The 16,594-nt window shown below is 65.4% G+C and carries 15 protein-coding genes and 2 pseudogenes; 3 read left to right on the top strand and 14 right to left on the bottom strand.

Annotation, left to right across the window (positions count from 1 at the left end):
- Positions 1-69: 69 nt before the first annotated feature.
- Together hda and RI841_RS06165 are read right to left on the bottom strand one after the other, a co-directional pair.
- The gene (gene hda / locus RI841_RS06170) at positions 70-771 is read right to left on the bottom strand and encodes a DnaA regulatory inactivator Hda (protein WP_310704704.1); all 702 of its coding nucleotides are present in this window, start codon (positions 769-771) and stop codon (positions 70-72) included.
- Positions 768-1,847, bottom strand: a complete 1,080-nt coding sequence (locus tag RI841_RS06165; RefSeq protein WP_310704703.1) for an AI-2E family transporter — start codon at positions 1,845-1,847, stop codon at positions 768-770. The genes hda and RI841_RS06165 overlap by 4 nt, the downstream gene beginning before the upstream one ends.
- Before the next feature lie 137 nt (positions 1,848-1,984).
- On the opposite strand from RI841_RS06165, the gene purM reads away from it, so the two are divergent.
- Together purM and purN are read left to right on the top strand one after the other, a co-directional pair.
- Positions 1,985-3,058, top strand: a complete 1,074-nt coding sequence (purM, locus tag RI841_RS06160; RefSeq protein WP_310704702.1) for a phosphoribosylformylglycinamidine cyclo-ligase — start codon at positions 1,985-1,987, stop codon at positions 3,056-3,058.
- A complete protein-coding gene (purN, locus tag RI841_RS06155) occupies positions 3,055-3,795 on the top strand; it encodes a phosphoribosylglycinamide formyltransferase (protein ID WP_310704701.1) in 741 nt (246 codons plus the stop codon). The genes purM and purN overlap by 4 nt, the downstream gene beginning before the upstream one ends.
- 145 nt (positions 3,796-3,940) lie before the next feature.
- Here the strand turns inward: purN and dcd are convergent, their stop codons facing one another.
- The 7 genes and pseudogenes from dcd to RI841_RS06120 form a co-directional block, all read right to left on the bottom strand.
- Positions 3,941-4,507 (bottom strand): dCTP deaminase, encoded by a 567-nt coding sequence (gene dcd, locus RI841_RS06150; protein WP_310704700.1) that lies wholly within the window; start codon positions 4,505-4,507, stop codon positions 3,941-3,943.
- Positions 4,508-4,616: 109 nt separating this feature from the next.
- Positions 4,617-5,417: an iron-sulfur cluster carrier protein ApbC gene (gene apbC / locus RI841_RS06145; RefSeq protein WP_405000917.1), complete on the bottom strand. Its 801-nt coding sequence runs from the start codon at positions 5,415-5,417 to the stop codon at positions 4,617-4,619.
- Positions 5,418-5,568: 151 nt separating this feature from the next.
- Complete coding sequence (locus RI841_RS06140) at positions 5,569-6,672, bottom strand: hypothetical protein (protein ID WP_310704698.1); 1,104 nt, start codon at positions 6,670-6,672, stop codon at positions 5,569-5,571.
- Positions 6,673-6,853: 181 nt separating this feature from the next.
- On the bottom strand, positions 6,854-7,267 hold the full coding sequence (gene arfB / locus RI841_RS06135) for an alternative ribosome rescue aminoacyl-tRNA hydrolase ArfB (RefSeq protein ID WP_310704697.1): 414 nt from the start codon (positions 7,265-7,267) through the stop codon (positions 6,854-6,856).
- A gap of 47 nt (positions 7,268-7,314) precedes the next feature.
- Positions 7,315-7,916, bottom strand: a pseudogene (locus RI841_RS06130) (hypothetical protein).
- Positions 7,917-8,268: 352 nt separating this feature from the next.
- The gene (locus RI841_RS06125) at positions 8,269-10,932 is read right to left on the bottom strand and encodes an AMP-binding protein (protein WP_310704696.1); all 2,664 of its coding nucleotides are present in this window, start codon (positions 10,930-10,932) and stop codon (positions 8,269-8,271) included.
- Positions 10,933-11,028: 96 nt separating this feature from the next.
- On the bottom strand, positions 11,029-11,577 hold the full coding sequence (locus RI841_RS06120; RefSeq protein ID WP_310704695.1) for a YqhA family protein: 549 nt from the start codon (positions 11,575-11,577) through the stop codon (positions 11,029-11,031).
- A gap of 116 nt (positions 11,578-11,693) precedes the next feature.
- Here RI841_RS06120 and RI841_RS06115 point away from each other — a divergent pair.
- Positions 11,694-12,613 (top strand): annotated as a pseudogene (locus RI841_RS06115) (YihY/virulence factor BrkB family protein).
- A 52-nt stretch (positions 12,614-12,665) separates the two neighbouring features.
- Here RI841_RS06115 and RI841_RS06110 read toward each other — a convergent pair.
- From RI841_RS06110 to ureE, 5 genes are all read right to left on the bottom strand, one after another.
- A complete protein-coding gene (locus RI841_RS06110; protein WP_310704694.1) occupies positions 12,666-14,096 on the bottom strand; it encodes a phospholipase D-like domain-containing protein in 1,431 nt (476 codons plus the stop codon).
- 161 nt (positions 14,097-14,257) lie between these two features.
- Complete coding sequence (locus RI841_RS06105; RefSeq protein ID WP_310704693.1) at positions 14,258-14,488, bottom strand: hypothetical protein; 231 nt, start codon at positions 14,486-14,488, stop codon at positions 14,258-14,260.
- Between the two features lie 37 nt (positions 14,489-14,525).
- Positions 14,526-15,173: an urease accessory protein UreG gene (gene ureG / locus RI841_RS06100; protein ID WP_310704692.1), complete on the bottom strand. Its 648-nt coding sequence runs from the start codon at positions 15,171-15,173 to the stop codon at positions 14,526-14,528.
- A gap of 150 nt (positions 15,174-15,323) precedes the next feature.
- Complete coding sequence (locus RI841_RS06095; protein ID WP_310704691.1) at positions 15,324-16,040, bottom strand: urease accessory UreF family protein; 717 nt, start codon at positions 16,038-16,040, stop codon at positions 15,324-15,326.
- Positions 16,030-16,521: an urease accessory protein UreE gene (ureE, locus tag RI841_RS06090; RefSeq protein WP_310704690.1), complete on the bottom strand. Its 492-nt coding sequence runs from the start codon at positions 16,519-16,521 to the stop codon at positions 16,030-16,032. The genes RI841_RS06095 and ureE overlap by 11 nt, the downstream gene beginning before the upstream one ends.
- Between the last annotated feature and the right edge of the window lie 73 nt (positions 16,522-16,594).

Here is a 16,594-nt window from a genome sequence, read left to right as displayed (position 1 = left end):
AGCGAGAGCGGGAAGCCCCGAATCAATGCGCAGCATGATTCGTGGGTGCATTCACCGATGGTGATGCGCTTACCAGCCCAGCGCCTGCTTGATGAAAGGGATTGTCAGCTTGCGCTGGGCAGAGAGCGAGGCGCGATCCAGAACTCCAAGTGTTTCGAAGAGCCCGTCCAGGCGGCGCGGCCCGCGCTGCAGGATGTAGCGAGCCACCTCGTCGGGCAACTGCATGCCACGCCCTCGCGCCCGCAGCTGAAGTGCCGCCAGGCGACCGGCGTCATCGAGCCCCTGCAGATGAAAGGTCATGCCCCAGGTCAGTCGCGAGGCCAGGTCGGGCAGTTTCACCGGTAGCTGGCGTGGCGGCGCCTCGGCGGCGATCACCAGACACTTGCCGGCATCCCTCAGGCGATTGTAGGCATGGAACAGCGCCTCTTCCCAGCGCTTGCGCCCCACCACACGTTCAAGGTCATCGATCGCCACCAGATCGAGGCGCTCGATTTCCTCGAGCATCAGCGGCGGAAAGTGGCCGAGCTCCGACAGAGGCAGGTACAGCGCCCGGCAGTCGCGGTCGGAAGCCGCATGGCAGGCGGCCTGTAGCAGGTGGCTGCGCCCGGTGCCGGGGTTGCCCCATACATAGAGGAAGGGCTCGCCGTCGTCGTCGAGCTGATGCACCAGTCGATCGACCAGGGTCGCATTGGGCCCGGGGTAAAAGTTGGCGAAGGTGGCGTCGTCGCGCAGCCCCACGCCCAGCGGCAACTGCGCGGGTCCTCGACTCATGGCGACTCCTCGTCGTGGGTACGTTGACGTCCGGCGTCATATAGAGTGCTGTTTTTATAATGCTCGTGGAGATAACGCAACACCACCATCACCACGGCCGCCACGGGCAGTGCCAGTAACACGCCAGTGAAACCGAACAGCTGCCCTCCCGCCAGCACGGCGAAGATCACGGCCACCGGATGCAGGCCGATCTTGTTACCGAGTAGCTTGGGCTGGAGCACCACGCTCTCGACCAGTTGGCCAAAACCGAACACCGCCGCGACACCGAGCAGGACCAGCCAGTCGCCGAACTGGAAGAACGCGACCACCCCCGCCACGGAGATGCCCACGATCACCCCGAGATAGGGCACGATGCTGGCCAAGCCCGCGAGCAGGCCGATCAGCAGACCGAAGCGCACGTCGAGCAGGGTCAGCCCCACCGCGTAGATCACCCCCAGGCAGAGCATGACGATCAGCTGGCCGCGCAGGAAGGCCGAGAGCACTTCATCGCCTTCGCCAGCGAGGCGCACCGCGGCGGGTTCCCAGCTGCGGGGCAGCGAGCCGCGCAGCTTGGCGACCAGAATGTCCCAGTCCAGTAGCAGATAGAAGGTGACCACCGGAATCAGCGCCAGGTTGCCGATCCAGGCGACCAGCGCCAGGCCGGATCGTGAGGCCTGGGCCAGCAAGCCGGCGGCGAAGGTCCCGGTCTCCTTCCAGTTGCCGACGATCGCCTGGCGCATCTGGTCGATGTCGGTGGAGAGGTCCATGCCGGTCAGCGACTGGATGCGCGGCACCACCGTCTGCTGCACCCAATTGAGCACCGCCGGCAACGACTCGATCAGCTGGCCGAGCTGTCGGCCCAGAATCGGCACTACCAGCAAAAGGGTGAGCACGATGGCAAGCGAAAGCAACAGGAAGACCAGCGAGACCGCCAGGCGCCGCGAGAGGCCGTGCGCCTCGAGGCGGTCGGTCAGGGGGTCGCCCAGGTAGGCGAGGATCATGCTGACGAAGAACGGCATCAGCACCGGCTCGATGCTGACCAGAAACCACAGCCCCAGCGCCGCCACCGCGGCCGCTACCCACCACTGCCTGAGCATCGCTACCCTCCCTGTGTCGGCGCGGCCGGCAGGCTGCCAGCCGCGCGCCGTGATGCTACAATCCCATCCTTCAACCTGACCGTTTCGCGTCGCCCTGCGACAGGCATCGCGACCGCCATTCTCATACAGGAAGCGTCATGACCGATTCCACCAATCGCCCGACCGGGGCATCGCTCAGCTACAAGGACGCCGGGGTCGACATCGATGCCGGCAATGCCCTGGTCGACCGCATCAAGGGCGTTGCCAAACGCACGTCCCGCCCCGAGGTGATGGGCGGACTGGGCGGTTTCGGCGCCCTGTGCGAGCTGCCGACCGGCTACCGCGAGCCGGTGCTGGTTTCCGGCACCGACGGCGTCGGCACCAAGCTGCGCCTGGCCATGGACCTCGGCCGCCATGACACCATCGGCATCGACCTGGTGGCCATGTGCGTCAACGATCTGGTGGTGGCCGGCGCGGAACCGCTGTTCTTCCTCGACTACTATGCCACGGGCAAGCTGGACGTGGATATTGCCGCCGACGTAGTCACCGGTATCGGCGAGGGCTGCGAGCAGGCCGGCTGCGCCCTGGTCGGTGGCGAGACCGCCGAGATGCCCGGCATGTACGAGGGCAGCGACTATGACCTCGCCGGCTTCTGCGTCGGTGTGGTGGAAAAGTCCGAGATCCTCGACGGCAAGAAGGTCGGCGAGGGTGATGTACTGCTGGGTCTGGCCTCCTCCGGTCCCCACTCCAACGGTTACTCGCTGATCCGCAAGATCCTCGAGGTCAGCGAGTCGGCACTGGACACTGCCATCGACGGCCGGCCGCTGGGCGAGGCACTGCTTGCGCCCACGCGCATCTACGTCAAGCCGCTGCTGTCATTGCTCAAGGAGACCGACGTCCCGGTGCATGCCCTGTCGCACATCACCGGTGGCGGCCTGCTCGAGAACATCCCCCGCGTGCTGCCCGAGACCCTGGCGGCGCACGTCGATGCCTCCAGCTGGACGCGCCCAGCCGTCTTCGACTGGCTCCAGCAACAAGGCAACGTCGAGGACCAGGAGATGCACCGGGTGCTCAACTGCGGCATCGGCATGGTGATCGTGGTCCCGGCGGACAAGGCCGACCAGGCCCGGGCCCACCTGCAGGCCCAGGGCGAGACGGTCCATCGTATCGGTGAGATCACCGCGCGGGGCGACGCCGAGGAGCAGGTCCAGATGGAGAACCTCAAGGCATGAGCGGCACCGACTACCAGAGCGACACCCTGAACGCCTTCACCCCCGAGCCCAGCGAGACGCGGCGGGTGGTGGTGCTGATCTCCGGCAGCGGCAGCAACCTCCAGGCACTGATCGACGCCCAGCGCCATGACGCCCTGGGCGGCGAGATCGTTGCGGTAATCTCCAATCAGCCAAACGCCTACGGACTGAAGCGCGCCAAGGATGCCGGCATCGATGCCGTCGCCCTGCCCCATCGCGAGTATGACAGCCGCGACGCCTACGATGGCGCCCTGATCAAGGTCATTGAGCGCCACGAGCCCGACCTGATCGTGCTGGCCGGCTTCATGCGCATCCTCACTCCGCGCTTTATCAACCGCTTCCTGGGGCGGATGCTCAACATCCACCCCTCGCTGCTGCCGGACTATACCGGGCTGCACACCCATGCCCGCGCGCTGGCCGATGGCGTGGCCACCCACGGCTGCAGCGTGCACTTCGTCACCGAGGAGCTGGATGGCGGGCCGGTTGCCCTGCAGGCCGAGGTGGCCATCGCCGAGGACGACACGGAAGAGAGCCTACAGGCCAGGGTCCAGGCCCGTGAGCATCTGATCTATCCGATCGCCGTACGCTGGTTCCTGGAGGGGCGCCTGCAGTTCAAGGGCGACCATGCCACCATGGACGGGGTTGCCCTGCCACCCACCGGCATGCGGCTCTCCCATGCCGATGCCGCCGAGGAGCTGGACGAGGACGTCGAGGAGTAAGCTGCCAAGCTGCCAAGCTGCCAAGCTGCCAAGCTGCCAAGCTGCCAAGCTGCCGGCAGTGTTTGATGATCTCGTGCAAAAGCAAACCCCGAAGGACTCGGCCTTCGGGGTTTGCTTTTGGCTCGGCGCTTTCAGCTCGGCGCTATCATGTTCTCGGCAGGGTCACTCCCCTCTGCCCCATGTACTTGCCACCGCGGTCCTTGTAGGAGGTCTCGCAGACCTCGTCGGACTCCAGGAACAGCATCTGCGCCACCCCCTCGTTGGCATAGATGCGTGCCGGAAGATTGGTGGTGTTGGAGAACTCCAGGGTCACATGCCCTTCCCACTCGGGTTCCAGCGGGGTGACGTTGACGATGATGCCGCAACGGGCGTAGGTGGACTTGCCCAGGCAGATGGTCAGCACGCTGCGCGGGATGCGGAAGTACTCAATGGTGCGCGCCAGGGCGAAGGAGTTGGGGGGGATCACGCAGACATCCCCCTTGATGTCGACGAAGCTCTTGTCATCGAAGCCCTTGGGGTCCACCACCGCGGAGTGGATGTTGGTGAAGACCTTGAACTCGTCGGCACAGCGCACGTCGTAGCCGTAGCTGGACGTCCCGTAGGAGATCACCCGCCGCTCGTTCACGTAGCGTACCTGGTCGGGCTCGAAGGGCTCGATCATGCCTTCCCGCTCGGCCATGCGGCGTATCCACTTGTCGGATTTGATGCTCATCGAAACGTCCTGACTGTGTCTGTAAGAGGCTGGCAAAAGAAAACCGGGGCCACATCATAGCGGCCCCGGCGGGGAAGGTCACGACAGGCAGCATTGCGACTGGAACCCTTCACTCGCTGAAGGAGATCTCCGGCCCTGCGGTGCCCTGGCCATGAATCTGGTCGGCGACCTGGCGGGCCATGTCGCGGAAGGTGGCCGTCACCTCGCCCTCCGGCTCGGCCACCACGGTGGGTCGCCCGCCATCCACCTGCTCGCGGATCGACAGGGTCAGGGGCAGGCGACCGAGTACCTGGGTCTCGTACTCGTGGGCGATGCGCTCACCCCCGCCCTCACCGAAGATCGGCTCGCTGTGGCCACAGTTGGAGCAGATGTGCAGGCTCATGTTCTCCACGACGCCGAGCACCGGCACGTTGACCTTGCGGAACATCTCGATACCCTTGCGCGCGTCCAGCAGGGCGATGTCCTGGGGCGTGGTGACGATCACCGCGCCGTCCACCGGCACCTTCTGGGCCAGGGTCAGCTGGATGTCGCCGGTCCCCGGCGGCATGTCGATGAACAGGTAGTCCAGATCGTCCCACACGGTCTGGGTGAGCATCTGCTGGAAGGCACCGGCGACCATGGGCCCGCGCCAGACCATGGGCTCGCGGATGTCGACCAGAAAGGCCATGGACATGGCCTGGATACCATGAGCCTCGAGCGGCTTGAAGCGATTCTCGCCGGCAGACTGAGGACGCACGCCCTCACCCACCCCCAGCATCTGCGCCTGGCTGGGGCCGTAGATGTCGGCATCCAGGACACCCACCCGATATCCTTCGGCGGCCATGGCCAGTGCCAGATTGACGGTCACGGTGGACTTGCCCACTCCGCCCTTGCCGGATGCCACGGCGATGATATGCTTGACCCCTTCGATCACGACTCGCTCCTTATGTAGTTGGGGTTGCCACGCAAGCGGCTTGATGACTCAGTATACCCGTCGGGTCGCCCTACCATGCAATGCCTGGAACGCATGACGGCGAGCCGTGGCTCGCCGTCATGCGTGCTAGACCGTTCCGCAAAAGGGTTCAGTCTGATTTACCGTCTTCCAGGGCATCGGTCTGTTGCTGTAAGGCACCGCCATTATCCTCTTGCTGGGCATCGGCCTCCTCCTGTGCAGCTCCGCCATCGCCATCTTGCGGGGCATCGGTGCCCTGTTGGGCCGCGGTGTCATTGTCCTCCTCAGCCTGCACGCTCTCCTCGATGCGGGACAGCTCGTTGCGCCAGCTCTCGAGCTGGCCTTCCAGGCGCTCGAGCTGGGACTGGCGAGCTTTGACCTGAGACTCGATCTCGGCGACCTCCTCACGGCCGACCTTGATGGCGACCTTGAGGTCCTTGAACGTCTCGCGAGCCTGCTCGACCTCTGACTTGGCCCCTTCCAGCTCACCGCGGGTGGCCTCCAGCGCCTCATCGGCGTCGTTGCGACTGGCCTCGAGCTCGCTGATCTCCTGCTGGAGGACACCACGCTCCTCCTGCATGGCGGCGATCTCGTCGTTGACGCTCGCCAGGTTCTCCTCGGCCGACGCAATCTCTTCATGCAGCCCCTCGAGCTCGGCACGCGCCTCGTCTCGCGCGGCGACCGCATCGCTGCGCTCCTGTTCGGCCTGCTCACGGGCCTGCTCGGCTTGCTGACGCGCCTCTTCGGCGGCCTGACGAGCCTCTTCGGCTTCCTGGCGCGAGGCCTGGGCCTCGTCGCGGGCCTGAGCGGCCTGCTGACGCTCCTCTCGAGTGGTCGCGAGGGCTTCCTCGGCAGCCTCGAGCTCACCCTGGCGGGCTTCCAGGTCGGCCTGCACCGTCTCTACCGAGGCCTGGGCCTCCTCTAGCTGGGTACGAGCCGTGGCAACCTCGCCTTCGGTTTGCTCCAGTTCGGCCTCGGCGGCCTGCTGCTGCTCCTGGAGCTCGCTCTGCTGCTCGGCCAGTTCATCAATGTTCCCGGCGGCATTCTGAAGCTCCTCGACGCGACCCGACAAGGACTCGTTCTCGGCCTGGATGTTCTCGAGCCGCGTCTGCAGTGACTCGCGGGCCTCGTTGCTGGAACTGACGCTGGATTGGGCGAACAGGGCCCAGATGATGGCAACCACCGCCACGGCCGCCAGGCCCTTGACGCGATTGTCCTTGAACAGCTCACTCATCGACGTATCCGCCATCGATGTATCCCCCTGCATGGTTGGATGTCACCGGCCAAGGATGGCCAGTCTTCGTCGTTACGACTTTCAGCATACACGTCCGAAGAGACGTCGCCACCCGATCCGCAAGGCAACAGTCAACGTCAGTCCAACTCGGCGAGAACTCTCGCCCAATCGGGGGGCACTGTCACGTCTCGACCTTTCCGCGCAATGCCTTGTGCCGGCCACGCTTCTTCTTGCTATCCAGTCGGCGCTGCTTGGCGCCCTTGCTGGGGCGGGTCGCGATCCGCTTCTTCGGTGCATACATCACGCTCTTGATCAACGCCTTCAGCCGCGCCAGGGCCTCGGCGCGATTGCGCTCCTGGGTCCGGTGGCTCTGAGCCTTGATGATCACCACCCCGTCGCGGGTGATACGCTGATCACCGAGCGCCAGCAACTTCTCCTTGAAGCCCTCGGGCAGGCTGGAGGCGCGAATATCGAAGCGCAGATGAATGGCCGTGGCAACCTTGTTGACGTTCTGTCCGCCGGCGCCCTGAGCGCGCACGGCCTGCATTTCGATCTCATGGTCGGGAATGCTCACCTGGCGAGAGAGTTCCAGCATGCGTTGGCCTTTCGGGATGTAGAGTGAGTGGTGAGGAGCGAGGGGCCTCAGTATGCCAGCCAGATCCGGTGCTTGGCGCCCTTGCCGGGCCGATGGGCACGCACCGTGACCTCCTCGACCAGCAGCCCGACACGGCGCAACCGCTCGGTGAACGCCGGGTCAGGACCGGCCGACCAGACCGCCAGGACACCCTCGGGTCGCAGTGCCTGCTGGGCCGCGACGAGCCCTCGGGGCGAGTAGAGCCAGTCGTTCTCGCGTTGCGTCAGTCCCTCGGGGCCATTGTCCACGTCGAGCATGATAGCGTCGAAGCCAGCGGGCTCGCAGCGCAGCAGTTCGCCTACGTCTCCCAGGCTGACGCGGGTACGGAGGCGACGACGACCTCGGCATCCTCGCCCAGGGCGGCCAGCGCCGCCGCCAGGGTAAAGCCCATGCCCAGCCCGCCGACCAGCACACGGACCCCTGGGCGGTCGGCGACTCGCTCACAAGCCAGCTCCGCCAGGGCATCCTCGGAGCCATGCAGGCGGGTGTTCATCAGCTCACCCGTCTTGCCGGCGATACGGATCGAGAACTCGTTATTGCGTTGCAGCAGCCGCAGCTCGCCTCCCTGTCCCGGAAGGGTGGCGGTGTCGATCGTTTCGAATTTGGCCATGGTGCCTCGCTGGCATTGGAAGAAAAGGCGAAACCCGGCGGCCGCTGGTACCTTGCCTGTCGAGTCGACCCCGAAACCATTCCCGAGCGAACAAGGCGTCCCGATGACGCCCCCGATCACGCGCCTCCACGAGGCCTTGCGCGCCCTGGGTATCCTGCTCAGTATGCTGGCTGAAGCGGCGGCATGCCATGCGCAGGCCGGAGACGCGTCTCCCCTGGCACTCTCCATCAGGCAGATTAGTGTAGTGGGCAACGTCGACCGGACAACCTCGGCGTTCACCGTGCAAGCAAGCAAGCAACACGACCACATCCAGGGGCGGTATTGGCCGCCAGGCCGTGCCCCTGCGAGTGACTCACTCCTGCGCCACTCTCTCGCCCAGCGCCACCATCTCGTCCTGGAGCAGTTCGACAATCTCGCGTTCGTCTCCTTCCAGCCGCACGGTATCGACAGGCTCTCGGATGACCACTTTGACCCGCCCTCGCCGCGGCAGTCGCTGCCCTGGCGACATCAGATCGTGGGTTCCCTCGATCCAGACCGGGACCACCGGCATAGGCAGGGCCTTGAGCAAGAGCCCCAGACCGGGACGAAAGGGCTGCAGCTGGCCATCCGGCGAGCGTTGTCCCTCGGGAAACCAGACGAGCTGATGGCCGCGGTTCAGGGCGGCAGCGGCGAGCACCAGACTGCGCCTCGGCGCGGCCCCCGGATCGATGGGCAGTATTCTCGCGGTGCGGCTGAACCACCGACGAACTGGTCCGGTAAAGAGCATGCCGGCCCAACCAGCCCAGTAGAGTGCCCCTGCCTGGCGACGATCCATGACCTGCAGCAGTGCCAGCGGGTCGAGCACGCTCAGATGTCGCGGCGCGATGACGCAAGGCACCTTGTCGGGCCACTGTCCGCTCACCGAGACCTGCAGCAACCGCTTGCTCGTGAATCGCGCCAGTCCCCAGACCAACCACCCCACGGAGCGCTGGAGGCGCCCCTGTGGCATCAGGGCCTTGCGTTGCGAGTCATCGAGCAGTCGCTGGGGATCCCGTAATGCCCCCAGCAGATCCTCGACTTGGCCCTCGCTACCTGTCTGACCGGTGGCCACCTCGTTGAGCAGGTCGCGTACGGTCTCCACCTTGGCAATTGCCGAATCATCCAGATCGATGCCCGCATGCTCACGCAGGGCCAGGGTCAGGTCCACCCAGCTCAGCGAATCGATACCCAGATCCATCGAAAGGTGGCTGTCCGGTGTCAGGCGGAGGTCGTCGAAGCGACGAGCCAGGTAACACCAGGTGCTCTCTGCGGCCGGATCAGACAGAAGCTGCTGATCGTCGGGTGCCATGTCCTGCGGCGACAGGGGTTCGGCCACCGCCTCGTCGCCCTTCTCGAGGTGCTCGAACAGCTCCTCGAGCTTGTGGCGACGCAACTTGCCCAGGCGGGTTCTCGGCAGCGGATCCAGTGCCACCCGGACGTAACTCGGCCGATGGTGGCTCGGCAGATCCATCGAGATCTCGCTCACCGCCCTTTCGAGGGTGCGTCTGAGTTCATCGTCGGTGGCCTCACGCAGCAACTCGGGCTCGGGAACGATAACGACCGCCAGCCGGTCATCCCGTTCGAGAAGGCCCGCTTCGCGAATCCTGTCCGATACCTCCAGGGCCTTTTCGACCCGCGCCGGATCGACGTTCTCGCCGCCGGAGAGCACGATCATCGCCGATGCCCTGCCATGCAGGTAAAGATGCCCGTCTGCATCAATGGACCCCATATCGCCGGTATGGAACCAGCCCTGCTCATCGAGGGCCTCGCGCGTCTTGTCCGGGAGGTTCAAGTATCCGCCGAAGACATTGGGGCCGCGTGCCAGGACCTCGCCACGCCCCCTGCCTTCCCTGTCATCGATCGCAAGCTTCACGCCAGGCAGCGCCCTGCCCACGCTTTCCAGGTTGACCTTATCGGGAGGATTCATGGTCAGGATCGGCGAGGTCTCGCTGAGTCCGTAGCCGGTAGCCACCTCCCAGCCGAGTCCGCGAAGCCTGCGACCGAGTTCCGGGTTCAGAGCAGCCCCCCCTGACACCATCAATCGCAATCGCGGGGCGATACGCCGATGCAGGCGAGCGAAGAGCCGCTTGCCGAGGTTCCAGCCAAGGCGCTGACGCACCACCATGCAAACTCCCAGCATGCCGAAAAAGAGCGCAGCCGCTACCCGGCCGCGAGCGGCCACACGCTCCTCGAGAGCGTTCCAGATCGCCTCATAGAGGCGTGGCACGGCCAGCATCACGGTGGCCTCTCCCTCGCGCAGGGCACGCACGATCTGGGGACCAACCATGGAGAAGGGCATGACGATAGGGGCGCCCAAGGCCAAGGGAACCAGAATGCCGAGGGTAAAGGGATAGACATGATGAAAGGGCAAAGGCACGAGAACACGATCACTGCTGTCGGCCAGCTTCTGGGTGCAGAGCGCCTCCACGTTGCTGACCATGTTGTGGTGCGTTAACGGCACCCCCTTGGGAGGGCCAGTGGTACCGGAGGTATAGAAGATGGCGGCCAGGTCTTTCTCGTCGGGGCATGCGGCCATGGGCTCGGCCTGAAGCAGATCATGCCAGTCGCGATCCGTCTCCCTGTCGCCCCTCTCGTCCTCGTCACCATCGAAGAGGAACAGGGCGACCTCATTGTGCAGAGGAGGGAGTCGCGCACGAAGTGCCGCTGTCGTGAAGACCATGCTCGGCGCACAGTCACCCAGGACGTGCTCCAGGTCCCCAGGGGGCATCTGGGTATCGATTGGCACGACCACGCCACCGGCATGCAGAATGCCCAGAGCCGACACGATCCACTCGACGCTGTTGGGCGCCATGATCACCACCTGTTCACCGTGGCCAAGCCCCTGCTGCCGGAGGCCACCGGCCAGGCAGGTGATGCGATCGAGGAGATCCCGCCGGCTGGTGCTCCCGAGGGTGTCACGTCCCAGGGACACGACGGCGTCATGCCGGTCGCCGACATCCCGGGATACGATGAGTTCGTTGAGGGTCGCTGCATCCATTGGTCTGAGGTTCCTGTGTCGGGGAGCTGTCTGAGGCCTGAGAGACCACAACGCCCCCGGGCCTGATGAGGCCGTGCACTCTTCTCGCGCCAGGCGTCACTCCTGCTTGTGCGCCAGCGCCATCAAGTAAAGGGCGAGGGCCAGGGCCAGCACCGACAGCGCCAGGTAGATGGCATCCTGCGGCGTATCGAAGCTGATTCCCACCACGGCCCGGAAAAACTCGATGATCACGGCGAGAATGACCACTCGGGCAATCTTGTCCTTGAGCTGGTCGAGGGAGCGAACGTTGAAGGGATGCTGGGGATCGCGCCCCTCGACGGGCTCGATACGCGAGACAAAGAGCTTGTAGACCCCGAGACCGAAGATCATCAGCACCAGGGCGATCAGATAGATATCGACGGCGACGATAATATCCGTGACCACGCTCTTGTGGATGTCGGGGCCTCCCACGGCATAGTGGCGCCAGGTATCGGCCAATACCGAGAGGATATCCAGGCTCGCGATGATGAACAGCACCAGCGCCCCCAGCAGGGCCGGCACCACAGCCATGAGGACCATCAGACGCGAGTGCCAGAGGAAGGCCTCGAAGCGTCGCTCGAGCTGGCTGCGTCTCGTCTTGCGCTCGGGCCGGGAACCCTGATCCATTAACTTTTCCTTATGTAATCAACGCCATTGGCTACAGCATCGCCGGAAACGCGGTTTGACTCGGCGACGCCGGAAGCGCCTATGATGGCGCAATTTCTCTCGCTCGGCAGCCTCTGATGACATCACCGCCTGTTCGCTCACGACGTCTGCTCTTCACCCTGCTGCCTCGCGTTCTGCATTTCCTGTGGCGCGTGTTGTGCGCCTTTCTGCGCAACCGCGGCATCCTGCTGGCTGGCGGCGTAGGCTACAACATACTGCTCTCCATCGTGCCGCTGTTCGCCCTGATGGTGGTGCTGCTGGCCGGCGTGGTCGACGAAGCACGCCTGCTCGAGATGCTCAGCATCCAGGCCCGCCACCTGGCACCCGCTCATGCCGAGATCCTGCTCGAGGCGGTCCGCACCCTCCTGGAGTCCCGCGACGTGATCGGCGTCCTGGGCTTTCCGGTGCTGCTGCTGTTCAGTTCCTTCGCCTTTCGCATGCTCGAGGACGCCCTGGCGATCATCTTCCATGCCCCGGACACCCACCATCCCGGGCGCAGTGTGTGGGTCTCGGTACTGCTGCCCTATGCCTTCATGCTGGTGCTTGGCGCCGGCCTGCTCGCCCTGACCCTGCTGGTCAGCCTGGTCAGCTCGATAAATGCGCTATGGGTGGCGCTCTTCGAACGCGAACTTCCCCTGTCCGATCTTTCCGGGCCGATGCTCAACCTGACCAGCTTTCTCGGCGTCTTCCTGCTCTTCAGCGCCATCTACCAGTGGTACGGGTCGCCCTGCGCCGCGCGGTAGTAGGCGGCCTGGTCGCTGCCTTGCTATGGGAGGGCGTGCGCCTCTTGCTGGTCTTCTACTTCGCCAATATCTCGCTGGTGAACGCCGTCTACGGCTCCCTGGCCACTCTGGTGGTCGTGCTGCTGAGCCTGGAGGTAGGTGCCATCATCCTGCTGCTAGGGGCACAGGTGATCGCCGAACTGGAGCGCAATGCCCGCCTCGGCCTGCCCTGGCACATCAATCCTCGCCATCGGGCCGTGACTCACGTCGATTAACTGTGTGGCCCACCAGGCCGCTCACGTTCAGAAGGTAGAGAACCATCAGCCATTAGAAGGTAGAGAGCCCCGTCGCTTCCATGACCCGATAGCGCAGTTGCTGCCAGTCCGTGGCGTCATCAAAGGCCTCGAAGGGCTCGCTGGTGGTCCGTAGCGGTGCATCCTGCCAACGACGCTCGAAGAAGGTCGCGGCGTCGAGCAGGGCCGGGGTCTTGGCGGGTCCCGCCAGTTGCACACTGGTCTCCAGGTTAAGATCGTCGAGATTGCGCCGTGTAAAGTTGGCAGAGCCGAGGATCATCTCGGCCTCGGCGCCGACCACGGCAGGCCGGCGCAGCAGCAGCTTGCTGTGGCACTGCTCGCCCCGGTTGGCACACCAGCGCACCGGGATATCGGCCTCATGGAGTTCGCGAGCCACGGGGCGATTGGGGATCCCGCCCTTCTTCAGGCCGAAGGCATCGCGGTTGGGATCGAGCAGCACGCGCAGGGCAACCCCCCGAGCGCTGGCTGTCTTGAGCGCCTCGATCACCTCCCGGTGAGCCAGATAGAAGACGGCGATGTCCAGCCGGTCGCCCTCGCCGCTGGTGTCGATGGCGTCGAGCAGGGCATCACGGATCGCCCCCTCGGTGAGCACCTGGAGCCTGGCCTGCTCGGGTGGCGCCTCAGCGGCGTCGTCTGACGCCGGGCCGGCCAGACTCACGCCCGACCAGCGCGCCACCGGCCGCTCGGAATCCAGCAGATCCAGTGCCGCCGCCCCCTCGAAACGTAGCGCCACGTTGCCATGAAGGCTGCTGGCGTCGTGGGGATTGGCGGAAGTGACCAGGCCCGCCCAGCCATCGCCATGATCGACCACCAGGGTCTTGCGATGATTGGCATTGAAGTTGAGCAAGGACAGGTAGCTGCGCAGCGGTACCCGCCCCGGCCCCAGGGCATTGGGCAGCCAGCCCCCGTCGCTGCCATTGCCGAGCCAGCGCGGACCCAGATGCCAGCCCCCGGACCAGAGGGGATTGGAGGCCCGCAGCCGATTCAGATCGGTGATCACCATCCGAATGCCGGCATCGCGCAGGGCCTGAAAGTGATCGAGCTCCAGTCCTCCGTAAAGGGTATTGAGCGGGTCGGTGATCACTACTGCTTCCAGCTCGGGGTACTGGCGCTTCTGCATGACAAGCGCGTCGGTGAGTTCCGCCGACAACGGGCGAAACCCTCGGCCGTCGGCAGACCCGGTGAAATCGTTGAAGAGAAACATGTCCAGCACCACCAACCGCTGAGCCTGACGGATCATCGCGAACACTTCGTCGAAGATCTGCCGCCGGGCGTAGCGTTCTCCCGAGGGGGCATACCAGGTCTCGTCGGCGAGAAAGCGAACCTCGTGAGCCGCGCGTGCCGGAAAGGCCCGTGAGAGTCCGTCGGGCAACGGCTTGTAGCGTTGCCAGGCGCCCATCGCGGCCCAGGCCACCAGCAACGCTATCACGATCCATGGCCACATTCGCCGCCTCTCCTGTCTCAGTTTCTGCATATCGTCCATGATATCCTCTGCCGACCGCGCCACCCCATGAGACGATGACAACGACCAGCATAGCGACAGGCCCTCCCAAAAGCAGTGCACCCGGTCTGGGCCGGGTGCACAGTGTCTCGATTCAGGACGGTTCAGCTCTGGCGGCGCAGCCAGCGGCGACGTGTGATCAGGCGAGCCAGCCCCGCCAGGGCGGCCGTTCCCAGGGCGACGAGCCCGAGCAAGGCCAGCATCGACGGGCTGCCGGTATGGGCATGCACCGAGGGGGCACCATGCCCCGAGTGCGCCAGGACCGCCGTGGTCGGCAACAGAGCAGCGGCCGAGAGTCCGGCAAGGGTAGTAAGTGACAAAAAGCGAGCGTTCATGGGGCAGTCTCCTTGTTCAGGGCAATGATGGATGAGGTCAGGCAGTGGCGGACTCGGTCCGGCACTCGGATGGCCGGCGCTCCGGCAACATGCCCCGGTCGAGGATGAAGCGGATGATCTCCTCCAGCCCGACACCGTCGTAGAGGTTGGTGAACACGAAGGGGCGCTCACCCCGCATCTTGCGGGAATCACGGTCCATCACCTCCAGCGAGGCGTGGACCTGCTCGGCGATATCGATCTTGTTGATGATCAGCAGGTCCGACTTGGTGATACCGGGGCCGCCCTTGCGCGGGATCTTGTCACCGGCGGAGACATCGATCACGTAGAGGGTCAGGTCGGAGAGCTCCGGGCTGAAGGTAGCCGAGAGGTTGTCCCCGCCGGATTCCACCAGCACCAGCTCCAGGCCCGGATGACGTGCCTGGAGGTCGTCGATGGCCGCCAGGTTCATGGAGGCGTCCTCGCGGATGGCAGTATGCGGACAGCCGCCGGTCTCCACCCCCAGGATGCGATCCGCGGAGAGCGCCTCGTGCTTGAGCAGGAAGTCAGCGTCCTCGCGGGTGTAGATGTCGTTGGTCACCACGGCGATATCGTAGTGGTCGCGCAGCGCCCGGCAGAGCTGCTTGAGCAGGGCCGTCTTGCCGGAGCCCACCGGGCCGCCGACGCCGATACGCAGGCAATGGGTCATCTATTCTCTCCTAGGCCGCCAGGCGGCTCTGTCAGTTTTTTCGGTGCACCAGGCCAGCCGCTGCCGAAGCCACCTCCCGCGACCGAGGCGCCAGGGTTTCGGACGCGTGGATTGGTGAGCGCAGCGAGCTGGCCAGGGCAACGTCATCGGTCAACTCCGAAACAGCCGTGAATACTGGGTCTCGTGCAGGGCACTGGCCAGGGCCAGGCCCGGGAGCGCCGGGCCGAGTGCGTCATCCTCGAGCATCAGTGCCTCGTCCACGGCGGCCACCAGTGCCGGGCGCAGCCGTTCCACCAGGCGCTGGGCCGCGGTATGACCGAGCGGCAGCGCCTTGCAGGCGACGGCCAGCTGGTTCTCCAGCCAGGCCCAGGCGAAGCCGAGCAATGCCTGGCGCCTGGGAACACCGCGGGCATGGGCCAACCAGGCGAACACCGTCACGTAGCCGGCGCCCGCCGGAAGGGCAGGCGCCACGCTCGGGGAACCATCGGGCAGCAGATCGAGACTCGCCAGCAGCCGCACCAGTGCCGCGCCCAGCCGGCTATCCTCGGCGGCGAGCTCAGCGGTCTCGCGGTTGGCGGCGAGCCAGGCGTCCCACTCGGCCAGCGCGGCGTCATCGCCCCTGGCCCAGGCGACGTGAAGGCGCGCCAGCACCGGCAGCTCGCAATGGGTAAGGCCATCCTCCAGCACCCCCTCGAGCCACTCGCCGAGTGTGGCCTCATCGGTCACCCAGCCCAGCTCGAAGGCACTCTCCAGCCCCTGGGAGAAGGCGAAGGCGCCGATGGGCAAGGCCGGGCTAACCAGCTGCAGCAACCCCAGCAACGCCAGGTCATTGCCCTGCCCTGCCGCCTCGTCGATTTCAGTGCGCATGGTCAGGCTCATGGTGGGGATCATGGCGATGGCCATGTCCGCCATGGCTGTAAGCCCCCGACTCCGGATCGAAGGGTACCTGGTGATGTTCCAGGCGCGCCCCAAGACGCTCGGCGAGCTCCTCCAGTACATGATCCGGCGGGAAGCGAACATAGCCACCCTGGGCGTCCTCGCCCAGCGCCAACTGTACGTGCCGGTTGCCCAGATGGTAGGCAAGACGCGCCAGGAGCAGCCCCGACGCAATACGGGCGGTGACCACCGGCTCCACGGCGGCACGAATACGCACCACCTCGCCGCTTTCGGCGCGCAGTCCCTCGCCATCACGCAGCACCGGGCCTCGGTCCAGAAACAGGCCAAGGGGGCGACCCGTGTCACTCGTTGCCTTGAGGCGGCCCAGCACGCGCCGCTCATAGGGCAGGGTCAGGGTGTCGGTCGCCCGACGTGCCTCGATGGGCCCGAGGCGTTCCGTCAATATCAGCATCGTTCAACCCCAGTCTCGTAGCTCGTAGCTCGTAGCTCGTAGCTCGTAGCTCGTAGCTCGTAGCTCGTAGCTC

Source organism: Halomonas sp. (assembly GCF_031581305.1).
Taxonomy (GTDB): Bacteria; Pseudomonadota; Gammaproteobacteria; order Pseudomonadales; family Halomonadaceae; genus Halomonas.
This window is presented reverse-complemented; position numbering and strand designations above follow the sequence as displayed.